This is a genomic window from Adhaeribacter radiodurans, assembly GCF_014075995.1.
Lineage (GTDB): Bacteria > Bacteroidota > Bacteroidia > Cytophagales > Hymenobacteraceae > Adhaeribacter > Adhaeribacter radiodurans.
Map to the genome: position 1 here is coordinate 621869 of NZ_CP055153.1, position 23033 is coordinate 644901.

Consider the following 23033-nt stretch of genomic DNA (forward strand, 5'->3'; position numbering starts at 1 on the left):
ATGGCTTTCATTCGGATGTCAAGCCTTAATCCATACTTATTTATCAAAAATCAATTACAGAATAAACAATTGTAAAACGCTAAAGCCCACGTGTATGAAAAGAAATTTATCTAACTATTTAAAAGAAAAACTACCAGCGCAGTTCCTGCAAATAGGTAATCAACCATTCCAACCCTATCAAAATTTTAATCACTCACTTTATTAACTAAAAAGTATGAAGAACTCTTATAATTACGGTTGCCCTTCGCCCGGGCACCCTTTTTTTAAAATCCGGCTAAAAGTCAATTCTATTCTGGTAATAGTTTTGATTTCTACGTTCGAGGCTTTCGCTATGGATTATCCTGCTGCATTGGTTCATTCGGGAAGGAGTAATGCTGCCCTTAAAAAAGAACGGAACCGAATAGAAGAGAATGTTACAGTGGGAACATCTGCTAATCGGGTTATAACTATTAAGAAAGTAGCTGCTTTTGCTATAGAAGTAACCGGTAAAGTGGCCGATGATAAAGGTGCTCCGTTGCCGGGAGTAAGCATTTTAATAAAAGGAACTTCTAAAGGTACAACAACGGGGGTAGATGGAAAATTTTCGGTTACAGTAGCCGACGAAAAGGCCGTGCTGGTATTTGATTATATCGGCTTTAAAAGCCAGGAGCGGGTAGTGGGTAATGAAAGAACCATTAACATCGTTTTACTGGAGGATACCAAAAGCTTACAAGAGGTAGTGGTAATTGGCTATGGCCAGGTGAAGAAATCAGATTTAACTGGTTCGGTGGTATCCGTTAAATCCGAGCAGATAACTTCTACGCCGGTTACAAACGTGCTGGAATCGTTACAAGGTAAAGTAGCCGGTCTGGACCTTACCCGCAGCAGCGGCGAAACGGGTGCCGCCATGAATTTTACGTTACGGGGAAACCGTTCTTTAAAAGCCTCCAACTCACCGCTTATTCTGGTAGACGGCATTCAGTACAGTTCTTACGTAGATATTAACCCCAACGACATTGCCTCAGTAGAGGTTTTAAAAGATGCCTCTTCCACTGCCATTTACGGTTCGAGAGGAGCGAACGGCGTTATTTTAATTACCACCAAAGGCGGTAAAGCCGGAAAAACCAAAGTAGAATTTAATAACTACTACGGGGTAAATAGTTTAACGGCTTTTCCGGCTATTACCAATACGCAGCAGTTAGTAGATTATTGGCGGGAAGAGTTTCGCTCGGTAGGGCAGTGGAGCAGCCCGGCCGATGACCCTAAAATTTTTAATGATGCCCTAGCGAACATCAACAATGGCGTAAATACCGATTGGGTAGATTTAATGGTGCATAAGGGAACGGTCCAGAATAATCATATTGCGATTTCGGGTGGTTCCGAAAAAACTACTTTTCGCCTTTCTTCGGAATATTTTAATGAAAAAGGCTTACTCAAAAATGACGAGCTGAAACGATATATCCAGCATTTGAACCTGGATCACCAGGTTTTTAAAAATTTGAAGGTCGGAACGGTTCTTAATTTTAATACTTCTAATCAGGACCGACGAAACATCAGCTTCTGGAACCTGATAAAAAACAGTCCGCTTGGTATTCCTTACAACGAGGATGGTACTATCCGGAAATATCCATTCCCAAGCGGTTCTTTGGCTCTGAACCCACTGCTGGATGAAAACCCGAATGAATATGCCAATAATACCAAGCTCAACCATTTTTTTCTGCAAGGCTTTGCAGATTGGACTATCCGGAAAAACTTAACGCTTCGTACAAATCTGGGGGCTGATATTATTTCTTCGCAGCAAGGAATTTACGAAAGTCCGAATACTACCCAGTCGGGTGTAAACAGTGGTTTCTCGCGGGCGGCTTTAATCGATAACAAGTCAAACGCCCTTACCTGGGAAAATGTTCTGACTTATAATGCCGAGGTCGGGAATCATGCGTTTACCTTAATGGCCGGAAACAGTATGATAAAGAACCGTTCTACTTTGTTTTCCGGAGAAGGAAAAAACCAGCCTTATTCTTCTTCGCTGTTTTATAACCTGAGCACCAACGACCGGGATATAATCACAAACAGTCGCCTGACCGAGACTGCCTTAAGTTCATATTTTGGCCGGGCAAATTACAAGTTTAAAGACCGGTATTTGGTAACAGCTTCTTTGCGGGCTGACGGTTCTTCGGTATTAGCCGAGGAGCACAAATGGGCTTATTTTCCATCCGTGGCCGTAGCTTGGCGGGCCATTGAGGAGCCGGTGTTTTCCGGGTTAAGAACTCTTTTCTCCGACTTAAAATTCAGGGCCACTTATGGGGTTTCCGGCAATAGTGCCGTAAACGCTTATCAAACCCAAGGCAGCTTATCTAAAGTAGCTTTTTCTTTCGACGAAACAGCGGCCTTTGGTTACTGGCCAAAACTGCTGGCAAATAAAGACCTCGGCTGGGAAACTACTGCCACTTTAAACTTTGCTGTTGATTTTGGATTATTTAATAACCGGGTTACTGGTTCCGTAGATGCCTACCAAACCAAAACAAAAGATTTGTTGATGGACCGCATCCTGCCTTCTCTGATTGGTTACAGTTCGACCATTGCGAATATTGGAAAAACGAAAACCTATGGTATTGATGCCGTACTTTCAACGGTAAACGTGGCAGGCAAATCCTTTAACTGGTCGAGCGATTTTAATTTTTCAACTTTCAACGAAGAAATTGTGGAATTAAGCCAATCGGGCAATGACATTGGCAACCGATGGTTTATTGGCTCGCCCACCCGGGTGTACTACGATTACGAAAAAATTGGTATCTGGCAGGAAAACGAAGCCGAGGAAGCCAAAAGATTCCACCCGAATAACAAACCCGGGATGATAAAAATAAAAGACCAAAACGGCGATGGAAAATTAACTGCCGACAAAGACATGATTATTGTCGGGCAGTCTACTCCCAAATGGTCCGCTGGTTTCAACAATAATTTTACTTACAAGAACTTATCCTTGTCGGTTCTCACGCTGGCCCGGGTAGGTCAAACAATCAGCAGCGACTATCATGGTTATTATTATCCGGGTAATACAGCGGCTGTAGTAGATTATTGGACCCCAGAAAATCCGACCAATGCGTATCCCCGCCCTACCAGAAGCCAGGACCCGTATCTCTCGACTTTAAAGTATAAGGACGGCTCCTTCTTTAAAATAAAAGATGTGCGCTTGGCTTATACGTTCCAGGGAAATTTTATTAAAAATACCCCGCTGAATATTACCGTATATGGCACGGCTAAAAATTACTTCACTTTCAGCAAAATAAAAGATTACGACCCGGAAAGAGGGGGAACGGTGGAGTTTCCGCTGACGAAGCAGTTGGTGTTCGGTTTAAACATTGGGTTGTAATGCTAACCATTATAAAGGTTTTAATTTTAAAAAAATGAAAAAAAATAATTTCCTAATAGGGCTGTTAGTAACGTTTGCCGCAGCTACTTTTACCTCTTGTACCGATTTTCTGGACGAGACTAACCGAAACGATGCCACGGCTAATACTTTTTATGCTACCGCCGAAGGCATGGAAGCCGTTGTTAATTCCTGTTATACGCCCACCCGTACCTGGTACGGCAAAACCATCGGGCATTTACTTACAGAAGCCGGAACCGACGAAATGCTTTATGGGAATACGGCCGGCAATACCTATCCGCATTATACCTATAATGCTTTGTTGCAAGGAGCTAACACCAATGGCACCGGACTTTACTTTGTGTGGAAATCATTCTACAAAGGAATAAATGCTTGTAACACGGCCATCGGGAGAATGGCCCTGTCACCAATAACCGAAAATCTTAAGCTGGAAAGAGAAGCCGAAGCCCGTTTTCTAAGAGCCTTTTATTATTATCATTTAGTGGAGATTTTTGGCCCCATCCCGTTAAGGTTACAAGAAACCGTAGCTCCGGAATTAACAGCCACCCGCGCTCCGGTGGATGAGGTTTATAATCAGATTATAGAGGATTTAACCTTTGCCTATACCAATCTGAGTGGCAAGATAACCCCGGCAGGCGGAAGAGTGATTCAACCAGCTGTAGCCGCTTTATTGGCCCGCGTATACCTCACCCTAAATGATAATACTAATGCTTTACTGTATGCCACTAAAGTTATCAAGGATTATGACTTTGCGCTCAACAATGATTATAAAGCTATTTGGGATATCGGAAACAGTAATGGCACTACCAACAAAGAAGTAATCTGGTTTGTAAATTACGCTGCCAACAACGTGTTCAATGATTATGGCCGGTACGATGATTTAGGTTATTTCTGGCTGTGGGAAGGTGGGAACCATTCGCACATGCATTACCTGCCTTTCTTTGTAGGAGTAAAAGGTTATACCGGCACGCTCGAAACAGGCCGCGCTTTAATGCAATACATGCCATCTAAATACCTGTTAAATCTGTACGACGAAACCAAAGATGCCCGGTTTAATGGTTCTTTCAGAACGGTTTGGTTTGCCAATGACCCTACTACGCTCCCGGCCGATAAAAAACTAGGCGATACCATAGTCGTTGTTTCTAAAAAACCGCTTAGTGCCGAATACAAGGCGTCCAAGCCCTATACCATTTACGATATAGACGATATCTATGATGTTAATGGCTTGCCAAAAGAACCTCGCCAGCGGTATCCGGCCTTGTGGAAATTTCACGACCCTACGCGGGCCACGGTGAATGTGGTGGAAAGTAAACGGGATGCCTTTGTGTTCCGGTTGGCCGAAATGTACTTAATTGCCGCCGAAGCGAGCCTGAAGTTAAACAATACCGGCGAAGCCGCTAATTTTGTGAATGCCATTCGGGAACGGGCCGCCTTGCCGGGTAAAGTAGAAGACATGCGGGTAACTGCCGCCGACATTAACCTGGATTTTATTCTGGAGGAGCGGGCCCGTGAATTTGCCGGTGAACAACTCCGCTGGTTTGACTTAAAGCGCACTGGTAAACTGGTTGAACGCGTAAAAATGTACAATCCGGATGCAGCTCCTAATATTCAGGAGTACCACAACCTACGGCCCATACCGCAAATAGAAATTGATGTACTACAAAATAAATCCGAATTCACCCAAAATCCTGGTTATAATTAAAATTTTCTGAATAGAATTTTTTAGAAATTTAGTTGGGGTGTAAAACAGAAGCGCCTCCTGTTGTATTGGTAAAAAAAACCAAACACAGGAGGTTCTTCTTTTATTTGTATCTTAACAGAATTTGGTTGGTCTTAAACTAAATAGCTGCTCAACGGTTCAATATTTTAAAATTTGGTATAACTCATAAATAAGATTACATTAGATTGGTAATTAATCTTGTTTATAAGTTATACCAAATTTAATGGTAAATACTGCTTTCGGGAAATTTTTATTTTTATCGTTATTTTTATTAATAACCATAACTTCCCACGCGCAGATAAAAGCTAAGATTGAGCGTTATTCCACGGAAGACGGTTTGTCGCACGATGGCGTAATGACCATGATCAAAGACCAGGAAGGCTTTATGTGGTTTGGCACCTGGGATGGCATTAACCGGTTTGATGGTCATAATTTTGTTACTTACAAAGCTTATCCGGGCGATAATTCTAAACTTAAGAATAACAGAATCGGGGAAATTGTAGAAGACCAGGCGGGCTTTCTGTGGCTAACCGCTTACGATAACCAAGTTTATAGATTTGATAAAAAAACAGAACAATTTTTTGCGATAGCTGATCTGCTTCAGGAAAAAGGAATTACGAATATTGCTTTCAACAAAATTGTACTCGCCCAGCCGGGAGTGGTTTGGTTAACTACTACCAATCAGGGGGTATTTTGCGTTAAAAAAGCAAATTCTGCTCGTCCGGAGATTATTCCTTATCCAATTAATCAGGCGGTTGGTAAAACAAACGCTGGCAACCAGATTCATTTTTTGTACCCCGCTCAAAATAATACGGTTTGGGTAGGTAGCTCCCAAGGGCTTCATCAATTTTCACCCAAAGCAGACGGTCCTTACTCCAACGGGAGCTTACAAACAGATTCTTTAAGCCAGCTTAATTTTACCTGTGTGATAGAGGGTAAAAATAAAATCTGGTTTGGAACCAGCAATGGTTACCTGGTTTCATATGAAAAAAAGACAAACACTTTTGTCAAGAGTAAGATTTGCAGCAGTAAAATAAACGGCCTTCTTTTATCCCGCAAAAGGGAGAACGTACTGTATCTGGTAAATTCCCAAAGTCAGTTATTAACCGTAAATACCTCCGATTTAAGCACCACTACCGCCTCAGTGGAGGGCAAAGGTGCTTTTTTATCGGTTTTTGAAGATACATCTGGCCTGCTATGGATTCAGCCGGAATTCCGGGGCGCTATTAAGTATAATCCAGGCTCTAAACAATTTAGGTTTTTTTTCCAACCCATAGATGCCACTTTTCACATATCGGTAAAGAATTATAAAGTTTTCGAAGACCATAAAAAAAGAGTATGGGTGAGTATGCAAGGAGGCGGGTTTGGTTACTACGATCCAACCACCGACGCCATTAAATATTTCTACAATGAGCCGGGCAGTTTGGAACATCGATTTTCAAATTATGTGTCCAGTTTGTATCTGGACAACACGGGGGTATTATGGTTGTGTACCAACGACAGGGGAATTAATAAAGTAATTTTCCAGGAAAATTATTTCGATTATAAAATTTTAGTCCCCAATACTGCTAATAATTCAGATAATGAAGTTAGAGGCGTTTACAACGATAGTAAAAACCGGATTTGGCTGGCGGCTAAATCCGGCAAATTATACGTGTATGACCAGCACCACCTGGTTCAGAACTTATTTGTAAACCTGCCCAAAGAGGGGCTGGGAATAGTTTATACTATTTTCGAAGACAGCAAAAACAATATTTGGCTGGGAACCAAAGGAAATGGTTTATTTAAGGCCCAACCTACGGGCAATGCCTCTGGCATGTACCAGTTAATGCATTTTTTACCCGATAAAAACGACTCGTACAGCTTAAGTGGCGATATGGTTTATGCTTTTCTGGAAGATAGGAAAGGCTGCATCTGGGTGGGTACTTATGGCCACGGAATAAATTTAGTGGAGCAAACTTTAAATAAACTCCGGTTTATTAATGCAAATAACCAGTTAAGCCATCATAAAATAAGCACACATACTAAAATCAGGCACCTGCAAGAGGGGCCAAACGGCGATATCTGGATTGCTACCACCGATGGCTTAGTCGTCTTAAATCCGAATCTGAAAGTTAGTGATAAATTCTCTTTGTATAAGAAAGTTTCGGGAAACGCGTCCAGCCTTGGAAATAACGATGTGCAGTATATTTTTAAGGATAGTAAAAATGTTATGTGGGTTTGCACGTCGGGTGGTGGGTTAAACCAAGCTATTATTGGCAAAGAAGGCGTAATATTTAAAGTTTTTACGAAGGAGCAAGGACTACCCAACGATTATATTTTGAGCGTAGCCGAAGACAACCAGGGTAATTTATGGCTGGCGACTGAAAATGGCATTTCTAAATTCAACCCGAAAACGCAGCAGTTCAAAAATTTTGATTCCTACGAAGGCTTAGAACAAACCGGCTTTTCGGAGGCGGCCGCTATAAAGTTACAAAACGGCAATTTACTTTTTGGTGCCCGAAGCGGCTATCTCACCTTTAATCCGGCAGAAACCACGAAACGGAAGGTGGCCGCCAACATGGTGTTCACTAACTTCCAGATAAACAACAAAGACGTTACCCTTACGAGCCCTAAATCACCCTTAAAACAAAGTATAAATTATACCCCAAACATAGAACTTGCTTATAACGAAAATATACTGGGTATTGAATTTACCGTACTGGATTACCATGCCAGTGATAAGCTAAACTATGCGTATCGTTTAACCAATTTCGATGAAGAATGGCATCAGGTAAAAAATCAGCGGAAGGCAACCTATACCAACCTGCCCCCCGGCGAGTATGTGTTTGAGGTGAAAAGCCAGGATCCTGAATTATTTCAAAGCTTACCTTATAAAAAAATAGCCGTAACCATTCACCCTCCTATTTGGCGTACCACGTGGGCGTATGTGGTATATATTATTTTAGCTTTAATTCTCTTGGAAATCGTTAGAAGAGTGGCATTCTCAATGATTCGGTTACGTAACCGGATTGCGATTGAGCAAAAACTGACGGAATTAAAGCTGCGGTTTTTTACCAACATTTCGCATGAACTGCGTACTCCTTTAACCTTAATTGTAAATCCCATTGAGGCCATTTCCCAGCAGGCCGATTTAACGCCTAAAAGTCGGGAATATATCCAGGTGGTTCGCAAAAATACTAACCGCATGGTTCGGTTTATCAACCAGCTTCTCGATTTCAGAAAAGCCCAGAGCGGAAAAATGAAACTCAAAATAGCGCAAACCGAAATTATTTCCATTTTAAAAGATATTAGCAGTCATTTTACCGAAGCTGCGGCTGAAAAGCAAATAACCCTTTCGGTAACGTCTAATGTAGATGAACTTTCGGCCTGGATAGATTTGGAGAAAATGGATATTGTTATTTATAATTTGCTTTCCAATGCCATAAAATTTTCATCGGCTGGCAAGTCCGTTACGGTTGATGTTCATTATGATAAACTGGCCGATTTCTTTACAATCAAAGTTATAGACCAGGGAGTGGGGATTCCGGCTAATAAGCTAAATGATGTATTTGAGCTTTACTACGAAGGCGATAAAAAAGGCGTTAATAACTGGGGAGGCACTGGTATTGGGCTGGCTCTGGCAAAGGAATTAGTAGAGTTACATCATGGTAAAATAACCGCCCAAAATAATGCTACCGAAGGTGTAACCATAATGGTAGAGTTAAAAACAGGAAAAGAACATTTTACTGCTGATGAGGTGGTTTGGCTAGATACGCCCTTGGCATTAAGCAGAAAATACGAACCCGCTGATGAGGCTTTACCAGCTTTTGAAAATGCCGATACCAATGTAACAGCTTTAGAATCGCTACCGTTGGTTTTAATTGTGGAAGACAATCCTGATTTAAGAAAATTACTGACGGACCAGTTTCGATTATATTACAAAGTTATCCAGGCCGAAAATGGCGAAGAAGGACTCGCCAAAGCCATGCAGCAACTTCCGGACCTGGTTATCAGTGATGTGATGATGCCCAAGATGGACGGTATCCAGTTGCTCGATAAGTTAAAGAACACCGTAGAAACCAGTCATATCCCGGTTATTTTGTTAACCGCCAAAACATCCGTCGAACATCAGATTGAGGGTTTAAATTATGGCGCGGACTATTACATTACCAAGCCATTCCAATCGGACTTTATACTGGCCGCGGTTAAAAATCTACTCCATCAGCGCAAGAAAATTTTTGAGTCTTTACTAGGGGATAAAAGAACTATTGACCTAAGCCCGAGCGAAATTGTAATTACTTCTAAAGACGAGGTATTTCTAAAAAAGATAATCAGCATTGTTGAAAACGGGATGTCTGACCCCGAATTTAACATTGATGCGGTGGCAGAAACGGTAGGTATGGGAAGAACCACTTTTTACAAAAAGTTTACCAGCCTCACCAACCTGGCGCCCGTTGAATTTGTCCGGGAAATGCGGCTGAAGCGGGGGAAACAGTTATTAGATGCCGGAGAAAACAATATTTCGGAAGTGGCTTATGCGATAGGCTTTAATAATGCCGGTTATTTCAGCACCTGTTTTAAAAAGCAATACCAAGTTACTCCCTCTGAATATGTAAAATCATTAAAAGCTCCCTTGGTTTAAATACCTGCCAGTAACGTGCCTGGCTTCATTTTGCTTTTCTCTTGCAAGCTCCTCTGGAGTGCTATAAATACCAGACACTCTAATTGAGTTATAATTCTTTCGCTTCTTTATACTTTTTTACTGCCTTAAATTCTAAACTCGGCAACGTACTTACCAGGTTTAATTTTTAAGAATTTACCAGTCCTTGTTTACTTGCTGTTTTACTATAACCAGTGGGTTCACCCGTTCTATTCCCAGCTAACGGGTACTTTCGTTTTCCTTGTAATTATCGCACTTTTTTCTCAATCGTTCCCGGCATCGATTGCATAAATATATCTCTCCGAATGGTGGTAAACCATTTTTTTAATGGCTAAGATTATTGAATTATTTAAAAACCGAAGGGTAATTAATGGTTGAATTGAGTGCTGAATGAACAAAAAATGGATGCTATTTTCTCATTCAAAAAGCTTAGACTTCCCGGTAATTAATAGTAAAGTTTTAGAAAGCTATGGGCATTTGACCCAACTCCAAATTTTAAATAAACCAACAATTATACAATGAAAAGACTATTATCACTGTTTTGCCTCATTTGGGCCTGCACAGTACCAGCTTTGGCTCAAACCACTACAGTAACCGGGCAGGTTACAGATGGAGACACCAAGGACCCCTTGCCGGGAGTAGTGGTTCTGGTTCAAGGAACCACTAATGGTACCTCTACAGACATGGAGGGTAAGTTTTCTCTCAATGTCCCTTCTCCGGAAACCGCCAATCTGGTAGTTAGTTACGTGGGTTACCAAACACAAACCATTAAAATTGGCAATCAAACGCAATTGAATATAAGTCTAAAAGCCGATACCAAGGCGCTGGAGGAGGTAGTGGTTGTGGGTTATGGCACGCAGAAAAAAGGTGATGTTACCGTAGCCGTAGCCAGTGTAGAAGGGAAATCCATTGCCGAAAGAGGAACGGTAAACCCTTTACAAGCGGTGCAAGGTCAGGTAGCAGGAGTGGATATCTCGGCTGGAACTGGCCGGGCAGGTTCTAGCTACAATATTCAAATACGAGGTCAAAATTCCCTGGCTGGCGGCTCTCCTTTATACGTAGTAGACGGAGTAATTGTATCGGATATTAACTTTTTAAACCCACAGGATATTGCCAAAATGGATATCCTGAAAGATGCTGCTTCTACGGCTATTTACGGCTCGCGGGGCTCTAATGGAGTAGTTATTGTTACTACCAAACAAGGCAGTACCGTAAAAGGGGAGGCTACTATTTCTTACGATGGGTACACCGGTATTCGGCAAAATGCCCGCATGCCTGACTTTATGAGCGGCGATGAAGTATGGGAGTATCGCCAAAATTCGTATATCGTTCCGGAATTAATAGCTGGAAATAATCCTACTACTATCGGTAGTGCTGGTGGCGATAATCCTACCATTGCCGACCGGGTGGCTAATAAACAATATACTAACTGGCGCGACCTGGTGCTGCGCACCGGAACCCAGAACAATCACTGGCTAACTATTTCGGGTACGAGCAGCAATAATATTCAATACATTATCGGCGCCGGTTATCAGAACGAAAAAGGAAATTTAATTAATGAAGAATTCGACCGGTATAACTTTAAAGCTAGTGCCGACCATAAACTGAATGACCGGTGGGCCGCCGGAGCAAGTTTTAATTTTTCGCTGGCCGAAATAGAGCGGGGTAGTGATTTGGCCGTTACTAATGCCTTCCGGATGTCGCCCATTTTTTCACCATACGATGCGGATGGTAACCTGGTCTTCCGGCCTGGTCAGATTGCTATACCCGGAACAACAAATGTGACGAGTATTACCAGTTCCGTTAATCCATTGTTAGATAACGCCAATTCCGAGAATAATACCCGGCGTTCTTTTGGGGTTGGTAATTTATACCTTCAATATTCCCCGGTTAAATGGATAGATATCCGGTCTACTTTTTCTCCCCGGATTACATTTGATAGAACCGGACGTTACTGGGGCTCTCAGACCGAAAACCGTGGTGGTTTGCAACCCGCCGCTGAAATGCAGAACCAGGAAGCGTTTTCTTATATTCTGGATAACTTAATTACCGCCCGGAAAACCTATGGCGCGCATAGTATTACCTTTACCGGGCTACATAGTTTGCAGCAGGATAGATTGGAAAGCAGCTTTATCCGGGCAACTAACCTTCCTTTTAATTCTTCTTTTTACAACCTTGGAACAGCCGCCGTTAGAGAAAGAGTGGAAAGTGGTTTTAGTAAATCATCCCTTGTTTCGTACATGGCCCGGGTAAATTATTATTTTAGAGATAAATACCTGGTTACGTTGGCAACCCGTTGGGATGGCTCTTCTAAATTAGCTCCCGGTCAAAAATGGTCTTCCTTCCCGTCGGCTTCCTTGGCCTGGCGGCTATCCGAAGAAAATTTTATAAAAGACATTCCTTTAATTTATGATTTAAAAGCTCGATTCAGTGCCGGTATAGCCGGTAATAATAACAACATTAATGCATACGGTACCCAAATGAATTTAAGTAATCCGGTTTTCTACGATTATGGCGGTACCCTGGGTTTGGGTTATACCTCTAACCGTTTGCCCAATCAGGAATTAACCTGGGAGCGAACACGCGAGTATGATTTAGGTTTAGACTATGCTTTGTTAGACGGCCGCATATCGGGTTCTATTGACGTTTATGATAAGCTTTCGAAAGGCGTTATTATGGACCGCGACATAGCTATCGAAAATGGCTGGGTTTCTATTAAAGATAACGTGGGTTCGGTAAGTAATAAGGGTATTGAGTTGTCTTTAAAAACCATTAATGTTTCGGGTGGCGATTTCACTTGGTCTACTACTTTTAACTTTGCCCGGAATAAAAATGCCATTGTCGAGCTCCTGGATGAAAAAATAGATTTACCGGGTAACGCCTGGTTTATTGGTAAACCGATAAATGTAAATTATAACTTTGTTTATGATGGAGTTTGGCAGGAAAGTGAACGGGATGAAGCCCTGAAATATAAACAACTTCCCGGTCAGGCTAAAGTTAAAGACCTAGACAACAATGGCGTTCTGAATAATGCCGACCGGGCCATCATTGGGCAGCGAGATCCAAAATGGAGCGGCGGTTTCTCTACCCAGTTAAATTACAAAGCCTTTGATTTATCGGCTTCTTTGTTCGCCCGCCAGGGTCACCAGGTTTATAGCCCATTCCACGCTCAGTTTGTTAATTTCGGCGACCGGGGTGGTACCAAGTTAGATGTAAATTATTACATGCCGGAAAATAATATTACGCCAACAAGGGTTTCCAATGAATATCCCATGCCCGGACGTCCCGGCGATTACTGGCCTTTGGTAGGTTATTACAAGGATGTTTCGTTCGTGAAAGTACAAAATATATCCTTGGGTTATAATCTGCCCACCGAATTGTTAAAACGGATTAAATTGAAAACGCTGCGGGTGTATGCCAATGTTTTAAATCCATTTGTATTTACCGATTTTGATGGTTTTGACCCCGAAAGTGCCAGTGGTATCGACCCCAGTGCTGGTACGCAAATTACCAACAGTACTACCGGTTCCCTGAATAATACAGGAATTAGTACCATTACTTATCAAGTAGGAGTAAATCTTAAATTCTAAGCCGAAACGTCATGAAGAAAATATATTTTTTAAATTTTTTACTTGTTTGTTTATTCACTACGGGTTGCCAGGATTATCTGGAAGAAGAAAACAGGTCCAATATTGTTTCGGAACAATATTATGCCACTGCCGAAGGCTACGAAAAATTAGTTAATGCTTCGTATGCCACCTTACGTACTGCTTACAACGAACCCTGGTTATATATGGCCGGCACCGATTTGTTCGTGGAAGGCCGCGATGTTCAGCCGAAAGGCATTAGCGAGTACCGCGATTTAACGCCCGAAGAAGCAGCCGTAGAAGTTTTCTACCGCAATACCTATAATGCCATTCAGGTGTGTAATACCGCTTTGTATTTTAACGATAAAACAGCTTCTACTCCCAACGTAGCTTCCCGCAAAGGCGAAGTACAATTTTTAAGAGCTTATTATTATTTTTTGCTGGTGCAGCATTTCGGGGGAGTAGCGCTGGTAACCGATTATTTTAAGGAGCCCCAAGCGCAGTTTGCGCGCAATTCGGCGGAAGAAGTTTATACTTTTATTATTAATGAGATGAAAGCGGCGCTGGCCCTGGTGCCAGAAAGCCAATTGGAGTTTGGCCGCATTTCCCAAAGAGCCATCCGGCACTTTCTGGCCAAGGTTTACCTGACCCGGGGATACGAAACCTTTGGCAGTAGTACCGATTTTACAGAAGCCGCCTCTTTAGCCGATGCCGCCATTGCGCAGCAGCCCCTCGCTATACCGTTCGAAGATTTGTTTTATCCCGGCAACGAAAGAAATGCGGAAGTTCTTTTCTCTATTCAATATGACCCAGGTTCTATTGCTAACCCCCAAACGGGCGGCAATAATCAAAATTATTGGTTTGGGCCTTATATGGGCGGTCAGGGAGCCGTACAGGGATATCCGCAACGGGCCTACCGGTTGGTACCTACCATGTATTTGTTCGATGTTTATACCCAAAACGATGCCCGGTTCGATGCTACTTTTATGATTGAATATTACCAGCGGTACTACGACTATTATGATAAAAAGACTGAACGAGCCAGCCTGAATGTACGGTATTATTATGCGCCCAAATGGGCCAATAGCCCAGAGGCAATAGAGGCTTGGAAGGCGGCCGACCCTACTCACCGGAGTGCAGCCCAGGTAATACCGTACTCACCAGCCTGGGAAGCTACTAACAGCACTACTTTTGATAATGCTACTCCTGCCATTAAAAAGTTTGATGACCCCAAAGCGGCCTTTGGTAGTTCTTCCAGTACCCGCGATATCTACTTAGCTCGTTTAGGAGAAACCTACTTGATTGCCGCCGAAGCTTATTTAAAATTAGGTGATAATACTACTGCTGCCCAGCGTATTAACGAGGTGAGAAGAAGAGCTGCCAAACCGGGTGCCGAGATGGCCATGTTAATTAATCCAGGCGATATAACCATTGATTTTATTCTGGATGAGAGAGCCCGGGAACTGGCCGGTGAGTATCTGCGCTGGTTTGATTTAAAACGCACGGGTACCCTTGTGGATAGAACTAAATTGTATAACCGGGATATCCGTAATTGGTTTAACCAAGGCATTGACCCATTCCAAGGTTCAGATGGTGCTTTTAAAGTACTAAGACCCATTCCTTCCCGAGCCCTTATTCTGAACGAAGGAGAATTTGAACAAAATCCAGGTTATAAATAATTGCTCATTTGACAAAAACTGGGAAAGTAAAACCTTGCAAACTAAAGCAGACAAAAGTTAACTCCTTAGTCAAGTGCAGTGTAGCACCTGACTAAGGCATATGGTAGAGGCGATTAGGTTGCTGAATAAATTTTTAAAAAGAACAGATAAGGGAAAAGTAAATTAACTGATATAGGAAATAAAATCGGAAAAAAGATAGAGCCAGGTAATTACATTTTCTAGTACTGCAAATTTTTAATCCACTCCGTTTGATACCATGGATCCTGGTGAAATTTAGCTGAATAAGATCCAATGGTAATTCGAATCTTTGAATTATGAAATTAGAACATTTTGCCCTTAATGTAGAAGATCCTATTCGGATGTCGGCTTGGTACGTAGCTCATCTGGGTCTTCGAATAGTTAGGCAAATGAATGAGGCTCCGTTTACTACTTTCTTAGCCGATGATAGTGGTCGTATTATGATTGAAATCTACAATAATCCTGCTGATGAAGTGCCTTCTTACCAGAAAATGAATCCGCTGCTTGTCCATTTGGCATTTGTATCCACAAACCCCGAAGAAGATAAGACTAGATTACTCGCAGCCGGCGGTAGTCTGGAAACAGATCAGCACTTGGAAGATGGATCACACCTGGTCATGTTACGTGATCCCTGGGGGTTGGCAGTTCAACTATGTAAAAGAGGACAACCGATGTTAGCGGCAAAAGAGCAAAATTAACAAAAAGAGATACCTATAATCTCCTTTAAGGTAAAGTTGAAGATACAAGATTTGTGAATTGTGTTTTGTTAGAATGGTGATACAGTTATGGTAAGGCACAAAAAACTGGTTTCGATTTACTTCCTATAACGTTACCGGTATCGATTGCATAAAGATATCTTCTTAAAACATTTTAAACCACTTTTATTCTGGTTAGACTTGTTAAACATGGGAGGAGAATCCTGTTTTTAGGGCAACTATTAAACTTATAAATTTTATAAAAATTACTACTTCTGGATTGATTTAGAAAATATGAATATACCAGGTTTATTTGATTTGAGTGGTAAAACAGCCCTCGTTACCGGTTGCAACAAAGGCATTGGCAAAGGGATGGCTTTGGCTTTAGCGAGTGCCGGCTGCGATATTATTGGTGTTTCCGCTTCCCTGGCTTTAGAAGGGAGTGAAATAGAAAATGAGGTAAAAGCTTTAGGTAAAAATTTTAAAGCCTACCAATGCGATTTAAGTAACCGGGAAGCTCTTTCTGCTTTTACAAAACAAGTACTGGAAGAAAATGCGAATATAGATATTCTGGTGAATAATGCCGGTATGATTTTACGTCAACCAGCCGCCGAACATTCAGATGAATATTGGGATAAAGTACTGTCCGTGAACCTGGATGCGCCCTTTGTCCTGGCTCGGGAAATTGGCCGCCACATGCTGGAAAGGGGCTCCGGTAAAATAATTTTTACGGCTTCTTTACTAACCTTTCAGGGCGGTATAAATGTGCCGGGCTACGCCGCCAGCAAAGGTGCCATTGGCAGTTTAGTGAAAGCACTTGCTAATGAGTGGGCCGGTAAAGGCGTAAATGTAAATGCTATTGCTCCCGGTTACATTGCTACCGATAATACCGAAGCTTTGCGCAACGACCCAGATAGGAGCCAGGCTATTTTAAGCCGAATACCGGCAGGCCGATGGGGTACACCCGAAGATTTTGCAGGAGCCACAGTATTTCTAGCCTCCCGCGCTGCCGATTATGTACATGGTACCATCTTAACTGTAGATGGTGGCTGGATGGGCCGTTAGTAAAATTTAATTGCCAAAATAAAACAATGAAACAAAGATATCATAATAGTCCGCGGGAAGTAAAACAAATGACCACGGACCATCTGCGGGAAAACTTTTTAATTCCATCGTTAATGCAGCCCGACGAGATAGTGGTTACCTACAGCCACTACGACCGGGTAATAATTGGCGGGGTAGTACCGGTAAGTAAAAATATCGAACTGCCCAATTACCCGGAACTACGAGCCAACTTTTTTCTGGAACGCAGGGAATTAGGAATTATTAATGTAGGCGGTGCGGGCGAGATAGAGGTTGATGGGAAAACTTTTTCTCTGGAGAAACAGGATTGTTTGTACGTCGGTAAAGGTGCCCATTTCGTCTCTTTCAGGTCTGTGAATCAGGATAAACCGGCTTTGTTTTACCTGTTGTCCGCACCAGCTCATCATGAATTTCCGGCAGCTTTAATGAAGAAGGAAGAAGCCATGCCTACGAAAATGGGGGCATTGGAAACTTCCAACGAAAGAACGATTTACAAATACATTCATAAGGATGGATTACAAAGTTGCCAATTGGTAATGGGCTTAACGGTGCTGGCTACCGGTAGTGTCTGGAATACCATGCCGGCCCACACCCACGACCGCCGAATGGAAGCTTATTTTTATTTTGATGTGCCGGAGAATCAGGTGGTGGTGCATCTTATGGGCGAACCGCAGGAAACCCGTCATTTAATGGTGCATAATCACCAGGCCATTCTTTCGCCGCCTTGGTCTATTCATGCGGGTTGTGGTACCAGTAATTATGCTTTTATATGGGGAATGGCCGGCGAAAACAAAGACTACAGCGACATGGACCCGGTGAAAATAACCGAACTTCGGTAAGCTATTGGTTCCAAGTTAATTCCACTTTTGGTTTTAATAATATGTTGAACCAGGCTGCTTTTTAAATGGCTTTTGAAATCTTTCTTTTTTCTAATTAATGTAGTACATCGTGAAAAAGTATTTATTCTTCCTGGTAGTAATAGCATGCAGTAGCCTTCCGGTAAAATTTTCTTATGGCCAGACTAAAAGGGGAGCCTGGTCCGAGAAAATGGCGGCTACTGTTATGCATATCTGGAAAGATTCGCTGGTAATGCAGCCCGGTAAACCCGTTAAGTGGGCCTACGACGAAGGCGTGGTGCTGGAAGGTTTTACCAATATCTGGCGGCGGACCGCTAAAGGAGAATACTTTAAGTTCATCCAGAAAAGCATGGACCATTTTGTGCAGGAGGATGGCAGCATCCGGAAGTATAAGTCGGAAGAATATAATATTGACCACATTAAAAACGGCCGCATTCTGCTAATGCTTTATAAAGTTACTGGCCAGGAAAAATATTACAAAGCAGCTACTTTGCTACGCAGCCAATTGAACACGCATCCGCGCACCAAAGAAGGAGGCTTTTGGCACAAGAAAATTTACCCCCACCAAATGTGGCTCGATGGCTTGTACATGGGGCAGCCCTTTTATGCCGAATACGCTGCAACATTTAACCAGCCTGAAGCATTTGATGATATTGCTAAACAGTTTGTATATATGGAGAACCATGCCCGGGACAAAAATACCGGTTTGTTATATCACGGCTGGGACGAATCGAAAGAGCAAAAATGGGCAAATAAAAACACCGGTTTATCGCCGCATTTCTGGGGCCGGGCCATGGGCTGGTACGGCATGGGTTTGGTAGATGTGCTGGAGTATTTCCCGGGAAAACACCCCCGGCGGAAAGAATTGCTACAAATTTTGGAACGCTTTGCCACCGCCGTAGAAAAAGTACAAGACTCAAAATCCGGCGTTTGGTACCAAATCCTAGATAAACCAACGGGCAAAGGCAATTACCTGGAAGCATCGGCCTCTAACATGTTTGTTTATGCCCTAGCCAAAGGAGTGCGTTTAGGTTATTTGCCTCAAAAATTCGAAGCCGTGGCGCAAAAAGGCTATCAAGGAATATTAAAAGAATTTATTAAAACCGATGAAAGTGGGCAAGTAAATCTGCATGGTACGGTAAGCGTGGCTGGTTTAGGCGGTAATCCGTACCGCGATGGTAGTTATGAGTACTACCTAAGTGAAAAAGTAGTTGTAAATGACCCGAAAGGAGTAGGCGCTTATTTGCAGGCGGCAAATGAAATGGAGCTACGTGCTATCCCCGCCGTAGGAAAAGGAAAAACCATTTTGCTCGATGGATACTTTAATAACGAGTTTATGAAAGATGCCAGCGGCCAAACCATTCCGTTTCATTACAAATGGCAGGAACAAGATAATAACGGTTTTTATTTATTGGGCGAACACGCCCGCTACCGGGGAGCTAAAACAGAAGAACTGAAACAAGCTCCCACCACCGATAATTTAAAAAATGCCAGTGTTTACATTATAGTGGACCCGGACACCGAAAAGGAAACGGACAAACCTAATTACGTGGAACCGGCACATGTAAGCGCTGTTTCAGAATGGGTAAAAAACGGGGGCGTTCTGGTATTAATGGCCAATGATTTACCAAATGCCGAACTGGACCATTTCAATACTTTAGCTACAGCATTTGGCATTGAGTTTAAAAAAGAGACCATAAACCCGGTAACCGGTCGACAGTTTGACATGGGAAAAATTATGGTACCCACCAACCATCCCATTTTTAAAACCAGCGGCCAGCTTTACCTGAAAGAAATAAGCACCTTAAACCTGAAAGCTCCTGCTAAATCGGTTTTAGTCCATAAAGGCGACGTGGTAATGGCCGTAGCCAAAGTAGGCAAAGGAACCGTGTTTGCCGTCGGTGACCCTTGGTTGTACAACGAATACACCGATGGTCGTAAATTACCCGCCGAGTTCCAGAATTTTGCAACCGGTAATGATTTACTAAACTGGTTGCTCACGCAAGGGCCCGTTACCGGTAAGCAGGGTGCATTAAAGTTATAATATGGTGTAAAAGGTAAATCTTCATCTTATTTATAAGGCTTATAAGATTACTTGATTTATTTGGCTTCTTTCTTTGGAAAAAGTAGAAGATGTAGAAGTACTCCGTTGTTTTTAAAATTTAAGAATATATATAAACATGATTCTGAATCGGGAAAATTTGAAAAAAATATCCGCATCGGGGAACGTTGTTTTGCCAGCATCCGAAGTATGGACTTTACCCGAAAAAGTATTACAATTCGGAACCGGCGTATTGTTACGGGGTTTGCCCGATTACTTTATAGATAAAGCCAACCAGCAAGGCGTGTTTAACGGCCGGATAGTGGTAGTTAAATCCACAGATAAAGGCAGCACTTCCGAATTTGACGACCAAGATGGCTTATATACTCTTTGTGTGCGGGGCATTGCAGATGGGCAAAAAATAGAAGAAAATATAATTTGTTCAGCTATCAGCCGGGTGCTTTCCGCTAACTCTGATTGGTCGGCTATTCTTCACGTAGCTATTAGCCCGGATTTACAAATTATCATTTCCAATACCACCGAAGTAGGCATTCTATTAGTAGATGATTCAGTTCAGGCGCAGCCACCGGTTTCTTTTCCAGGTAAATTATTGGCGGTTTTAAAGGCGCGCTATGAGGCTTTTGCCGGGGACCCAGGTAAAGGGCTGGTAATTGTACCCACTGAATTAATAACCGATAATGGCACCAAGTTAAAAAATATTGTTACAGAACTGGCCCGACAAAGTAATCTGGATACCGGATTTCTGCAATGGTTAGCTCAAAGTAATACCTTCTGCAATACCCTCGTCGACCGCATTGTGCCCGGTAAACCGGAGGCAAAGGTACTGACGGACTTGGAACAAAAATTAGGGTATCAGGACGATTTGCTAATCTTATCGGAATTGTACCGGTTATGGGCCATAGAGGGAGATGAACACGTAAAAGAGGTGCTTTCTTTCTCCCAGGTTGATGAGGGAGTTGTGATTGCCCCGGATATTACCAAGTACCGGGAACTAAAATTGAGATTGCTGAATGGAACCCATACCTTAAGTTGTGCTTTGGCTTTCCTGGCCGGTCAGATTACGGTAAAAGAGGCCATGGGGCAGAAAGCAGTTTCGGATTTTATTTCCCGGCTCATGAAGGAAGATATTGCTCCGGCTATTCCTGATGAAGTTTCTTCAACCGAATCGGCCGTTTTCTCCCGCCAGGTTCTGGACCGTTTTCGCAATCCGCACCTCGACCACCAGTGGTTAAGCATCTCTTTGAATTATACCGCTAAGTTAAAATTGCGGGTGGTACCGGTAATAGAGAATTATTTTAAAATATTTAACCAGGTGCCTCAAAATATTGCCTTGGGTTTTGCCGCCTATTTGGTTTTTATGATTGCAACTGAGACCGAAGCGGGTAAATATTATGGTTCTTATAACGGAGAAAGATATTTAATTAACGATGACGCGGCTGGGTATTTTTATGATTTGTGGCAGCAAGATACTCCTGAACAAGTAGTAGAAAAAGCCCTGGAAAATTCAGATTTATGGGGCACTAACCTTGCCGCTTTACCAAGTTTTACCGCTGCCATTCAAAGTTACCTGCGTTTAATTATGACGGATGGAATATTGCCCCTGATTAAATCCTTAGAATCCGAAAAAGTATCGGTTTAAAATAATATGAAGCAAAGTGTATTAAAAGTTCATCCTCAGGATAATGTGCTGGTAGCCCTACGAAATTTACAGAAAGGCGAAGCAGTATATTATAACAATGAAGAGTTTTTCATACTGGATAATGTAAAGGCGAAACATAAATTCGCTGCGACCTTTATCCCGAAAAACGGCGACGTAATTATGTATGGGGTGTTAGTTGGAAAAGCGGAAATGGATTTGCCCAAAGGGGCAGTACTTACCACTGGCAATATAAAACATGCTACCAACGACTTTTCTATTGGGGAGCGAAAAACAGCTTGGCATAAACCTGATGTTTCAAAATGGCAGGATAAAACCTTTAATGGTTTCCACCGGGCCGACGGCAGCGTAGGCACCGCGAATTACTGGCTGGTAGTACCCATGGTTTTCTGCGAAAACCGCAACCTGGAAGTACTACAGGAGGCTTTAGTAGCTCCCTTAGGCTACGGCCGCCGAAAAGTATACCAAAACCAAGCGCTAAAACTTATTAATTTATATAAGGCCGGAATAAGTGTAGATGCCCTGCTACAGGCGGATATTTACGTAGAAGATATAGAAGAGAAGAACAAACCCCTGTTCCCGAATGTGGATGGTATTAAATTTATTACCCACGAAGGCGGTTGCGGCGGTACGCGGCAAGATGCTCAGGCTTTGTGCAGTTTGCTGGCGGGGTACATTACGCATCCCAATGTGGCGGGCGCTACCGTGTTAAGTTTAGGTTGTCAGAATGCCCAGGTATCGATGCTGCAAGCCGAAATCCAAAAACGAAGTCCGCTGTTTAGTAAGCCGCTTTATATTCTGGACCAACAACAAACCGGAACGGAAGCTAACCTCTTATCCTTGGCGATTAAACAAACTTTTGCCGGATTGGTGGAAGCCAACCAAAACGAACGGCAACCGGCTCCTTTAAGTAAATTATGCATTGGTTTGGAGTGCGGCGGCTCCGATGGTTTTTCCGGTATTTCGGCCAACCCAGCTATTGGTTATACTTCCGATTTATTAGTGGCTTTGGGCGGTTCGGTTATTCTGGCGGAGTTTCCAGAGCTGTGCGGCGTCGAACAAAATCTAAGTGACCGGTGTGTCAGCACCGACCAGGCCGAACGCTTTTCTTCTTTGATGCGCACTTATAACGACCGGGCTCAAGCAGTAGGTTCGGGGTTTGATATGAATCCGTCGCCGGGCAATATCAAAGATGGTTTAATTACCGATGCCATAAAAAGTGCCGGAGCGGCCAAAAAAGGCGGTACTTCGCCGGTAGTAGCCGTGCTGGATTACCCCGAAAAAGTAACCCAACCGGGCCTTAATTTACTCTGTACTCCTGGCAACGATGTGGAATCTACCACGGCTGAAGTAGCTTCCGGTGCTAACCTAGTTTTATTTACGACGGGTTTAGGTACCCCAACCGGTAATCCTATAGCGCCCGTAGTAAAAATTGCCTCTAATACCACATTGTTCCAGCGTATGAGCGATATTATGGATATAAATACCGGTACCATCATTGAAGGTGAAGAAACCATTGAACAAGCCGGTGCCCGTATTCTGGATTATGTAATTCAGGTAGCCAGCGGCGATGTAGAAGTGAGTGCCGTCCGTCATGGTCAGGATGATTTTATCCCCTGGAAAAGAGGTGTCTCGCTTTAAGTGCTATTAAAAACTAAATAAAAAA

Annotated in this window: 11 protein-coding genes; all 11 read left to right on the plus strand. The window is 42.8% G+C overall.

All coding sequences use genetic code 11. The annotated features are described in order from the left end of the window. Positions 1-214 precede the first annotated feature (214 nt). The 11 genes from HUW48_RS03105 (at position 215) to HUW48_RS03155 (ending at position 23008) form a co-directional block, all read left to right on the plus strand. Positions 215-3349, plus strand: coding sequence for a SusC/RagA family TonB-linked outer membrane protein (locus HUW48_RS03105; RefSeq protein ID WP_182414280.1), 3135 nt, complete (start codon positions 215-217; stop codon positions 3347-3349). A 34-nt stretch (positions 3350-3383) separates the two neighbouring features. Next, entirely contained in the window at positions 3384-5069 is a 1686-nt protein-coding gene (locus HUW48_RS03110) for a RagB/SusD family nutrient uptake outer membrane protein (RefSeq protein WP_182414281.1), read from the plus strand. 241 nt (positions 5070-5310) lie between these two features. Next, complete coding sequence (locus HUW48_RS03115) at positions 5311-9711, plus strand: hybrid sensor histidine kinase/response regulator transcription factor (RefSeq protein WP_182414282.1); 4401 nt, start codon at positions 5311-5313, stop codon at positions 9709-9711. A 536-nt stretch (positions 9712-10247) separates the two neighbouring features. Then, complete coding sequence (locus HUW48_RS03120) at positions 10248-13319, plus strand: SusC/RagA family TonB-linked outer membrane protein (RefSeq protein ID WP_182414283.1); 3072 nt, start codon at positions 10248-10250, stop codon at positions 13317-13319. Between the two features lie 11 nt (positions 13320-13330). After that, entirely contained in the window at positions 13331-14995 is a 1665-nt protein-coding gene (locus HUW48_RS03125; protein WP_182414284.1) for a RagB/SusD family nutrient uptake outer membrane protein, read from the plus strand. A gap of 314 nt (positions 14996-15309) precedes the next feature. Next, positions 15310-15711, plus strand: a complete 402-nt coding sequence (locus tag HUW48_RS03130; RefSeq protein WP_182414285.1) for a VOC family protein — start codon at positions 15310-15312, stop codon at positions 15709-15711. 291 nt (positions 15712-16002) lie between these two features. Then, entirely contained in the window at positions 16003-16773 is a 771-nt protein-coding gene (gene kduD / locus HUW48_RS03135; RefSeq protein ID WP_182414286.1) for a 2-dehydro-3-deoxy-D-gluconate 5-dehydrogenase KduD, read from the plus strand. A 26-nt stretch (positions 16774-16799) separates the two neighbouring features. Continuing rightward, positions 16800-17630 (plus strand): 5-dehydro-4-deoxy-D-glucuronate isomerase, encoded by an 831-nt coding sequence (gene kduI / locus HUW48_RS03140; protein WP_182414287.1) that lies wholly within the window; start codon positions 16800-16802, stop codon positions 17628-17630. A 109-nt stretch (positions 17631-17739) separates the two neighbouring features. Beyond that, positions 17740-19692, plus strand: coding sequence for a glycoside hydrolase family 88 protein (locus HUW48_RS03145; RefSeq protein WP_246343674.1), 1953 nt, complete (start codon positions 17740-17742; stop codon positions 19690-19692). Between the two features lie 157 nt (positions 19693-19849). After that, the gene (locus tag HUW48_RS03150) at positions 19850-21349 is read left to right on the plus strand and encodes a tagaturonate reductase (protein WP_246343675.1); all 1500 of its coding nucleotides are present in this window, start codon (positions 19850-19852) and stop codon (positions 21347-21349) included. A 6-nt stretch (positions 21350-21355) separates the two neighbouring features. Next, on the plus strand, positions 21356-23008 hold the full coding sequence (locus tag HUW48_RS03155; RefSeq protein WP_182414289.1) for a UxaA family hydrolase: 1653 nt from the start codon (positions 21356-21358) through the stop codon (positions 23006-23008). Positions 23009-23033 lie beyond the last annotated feature (25 nt).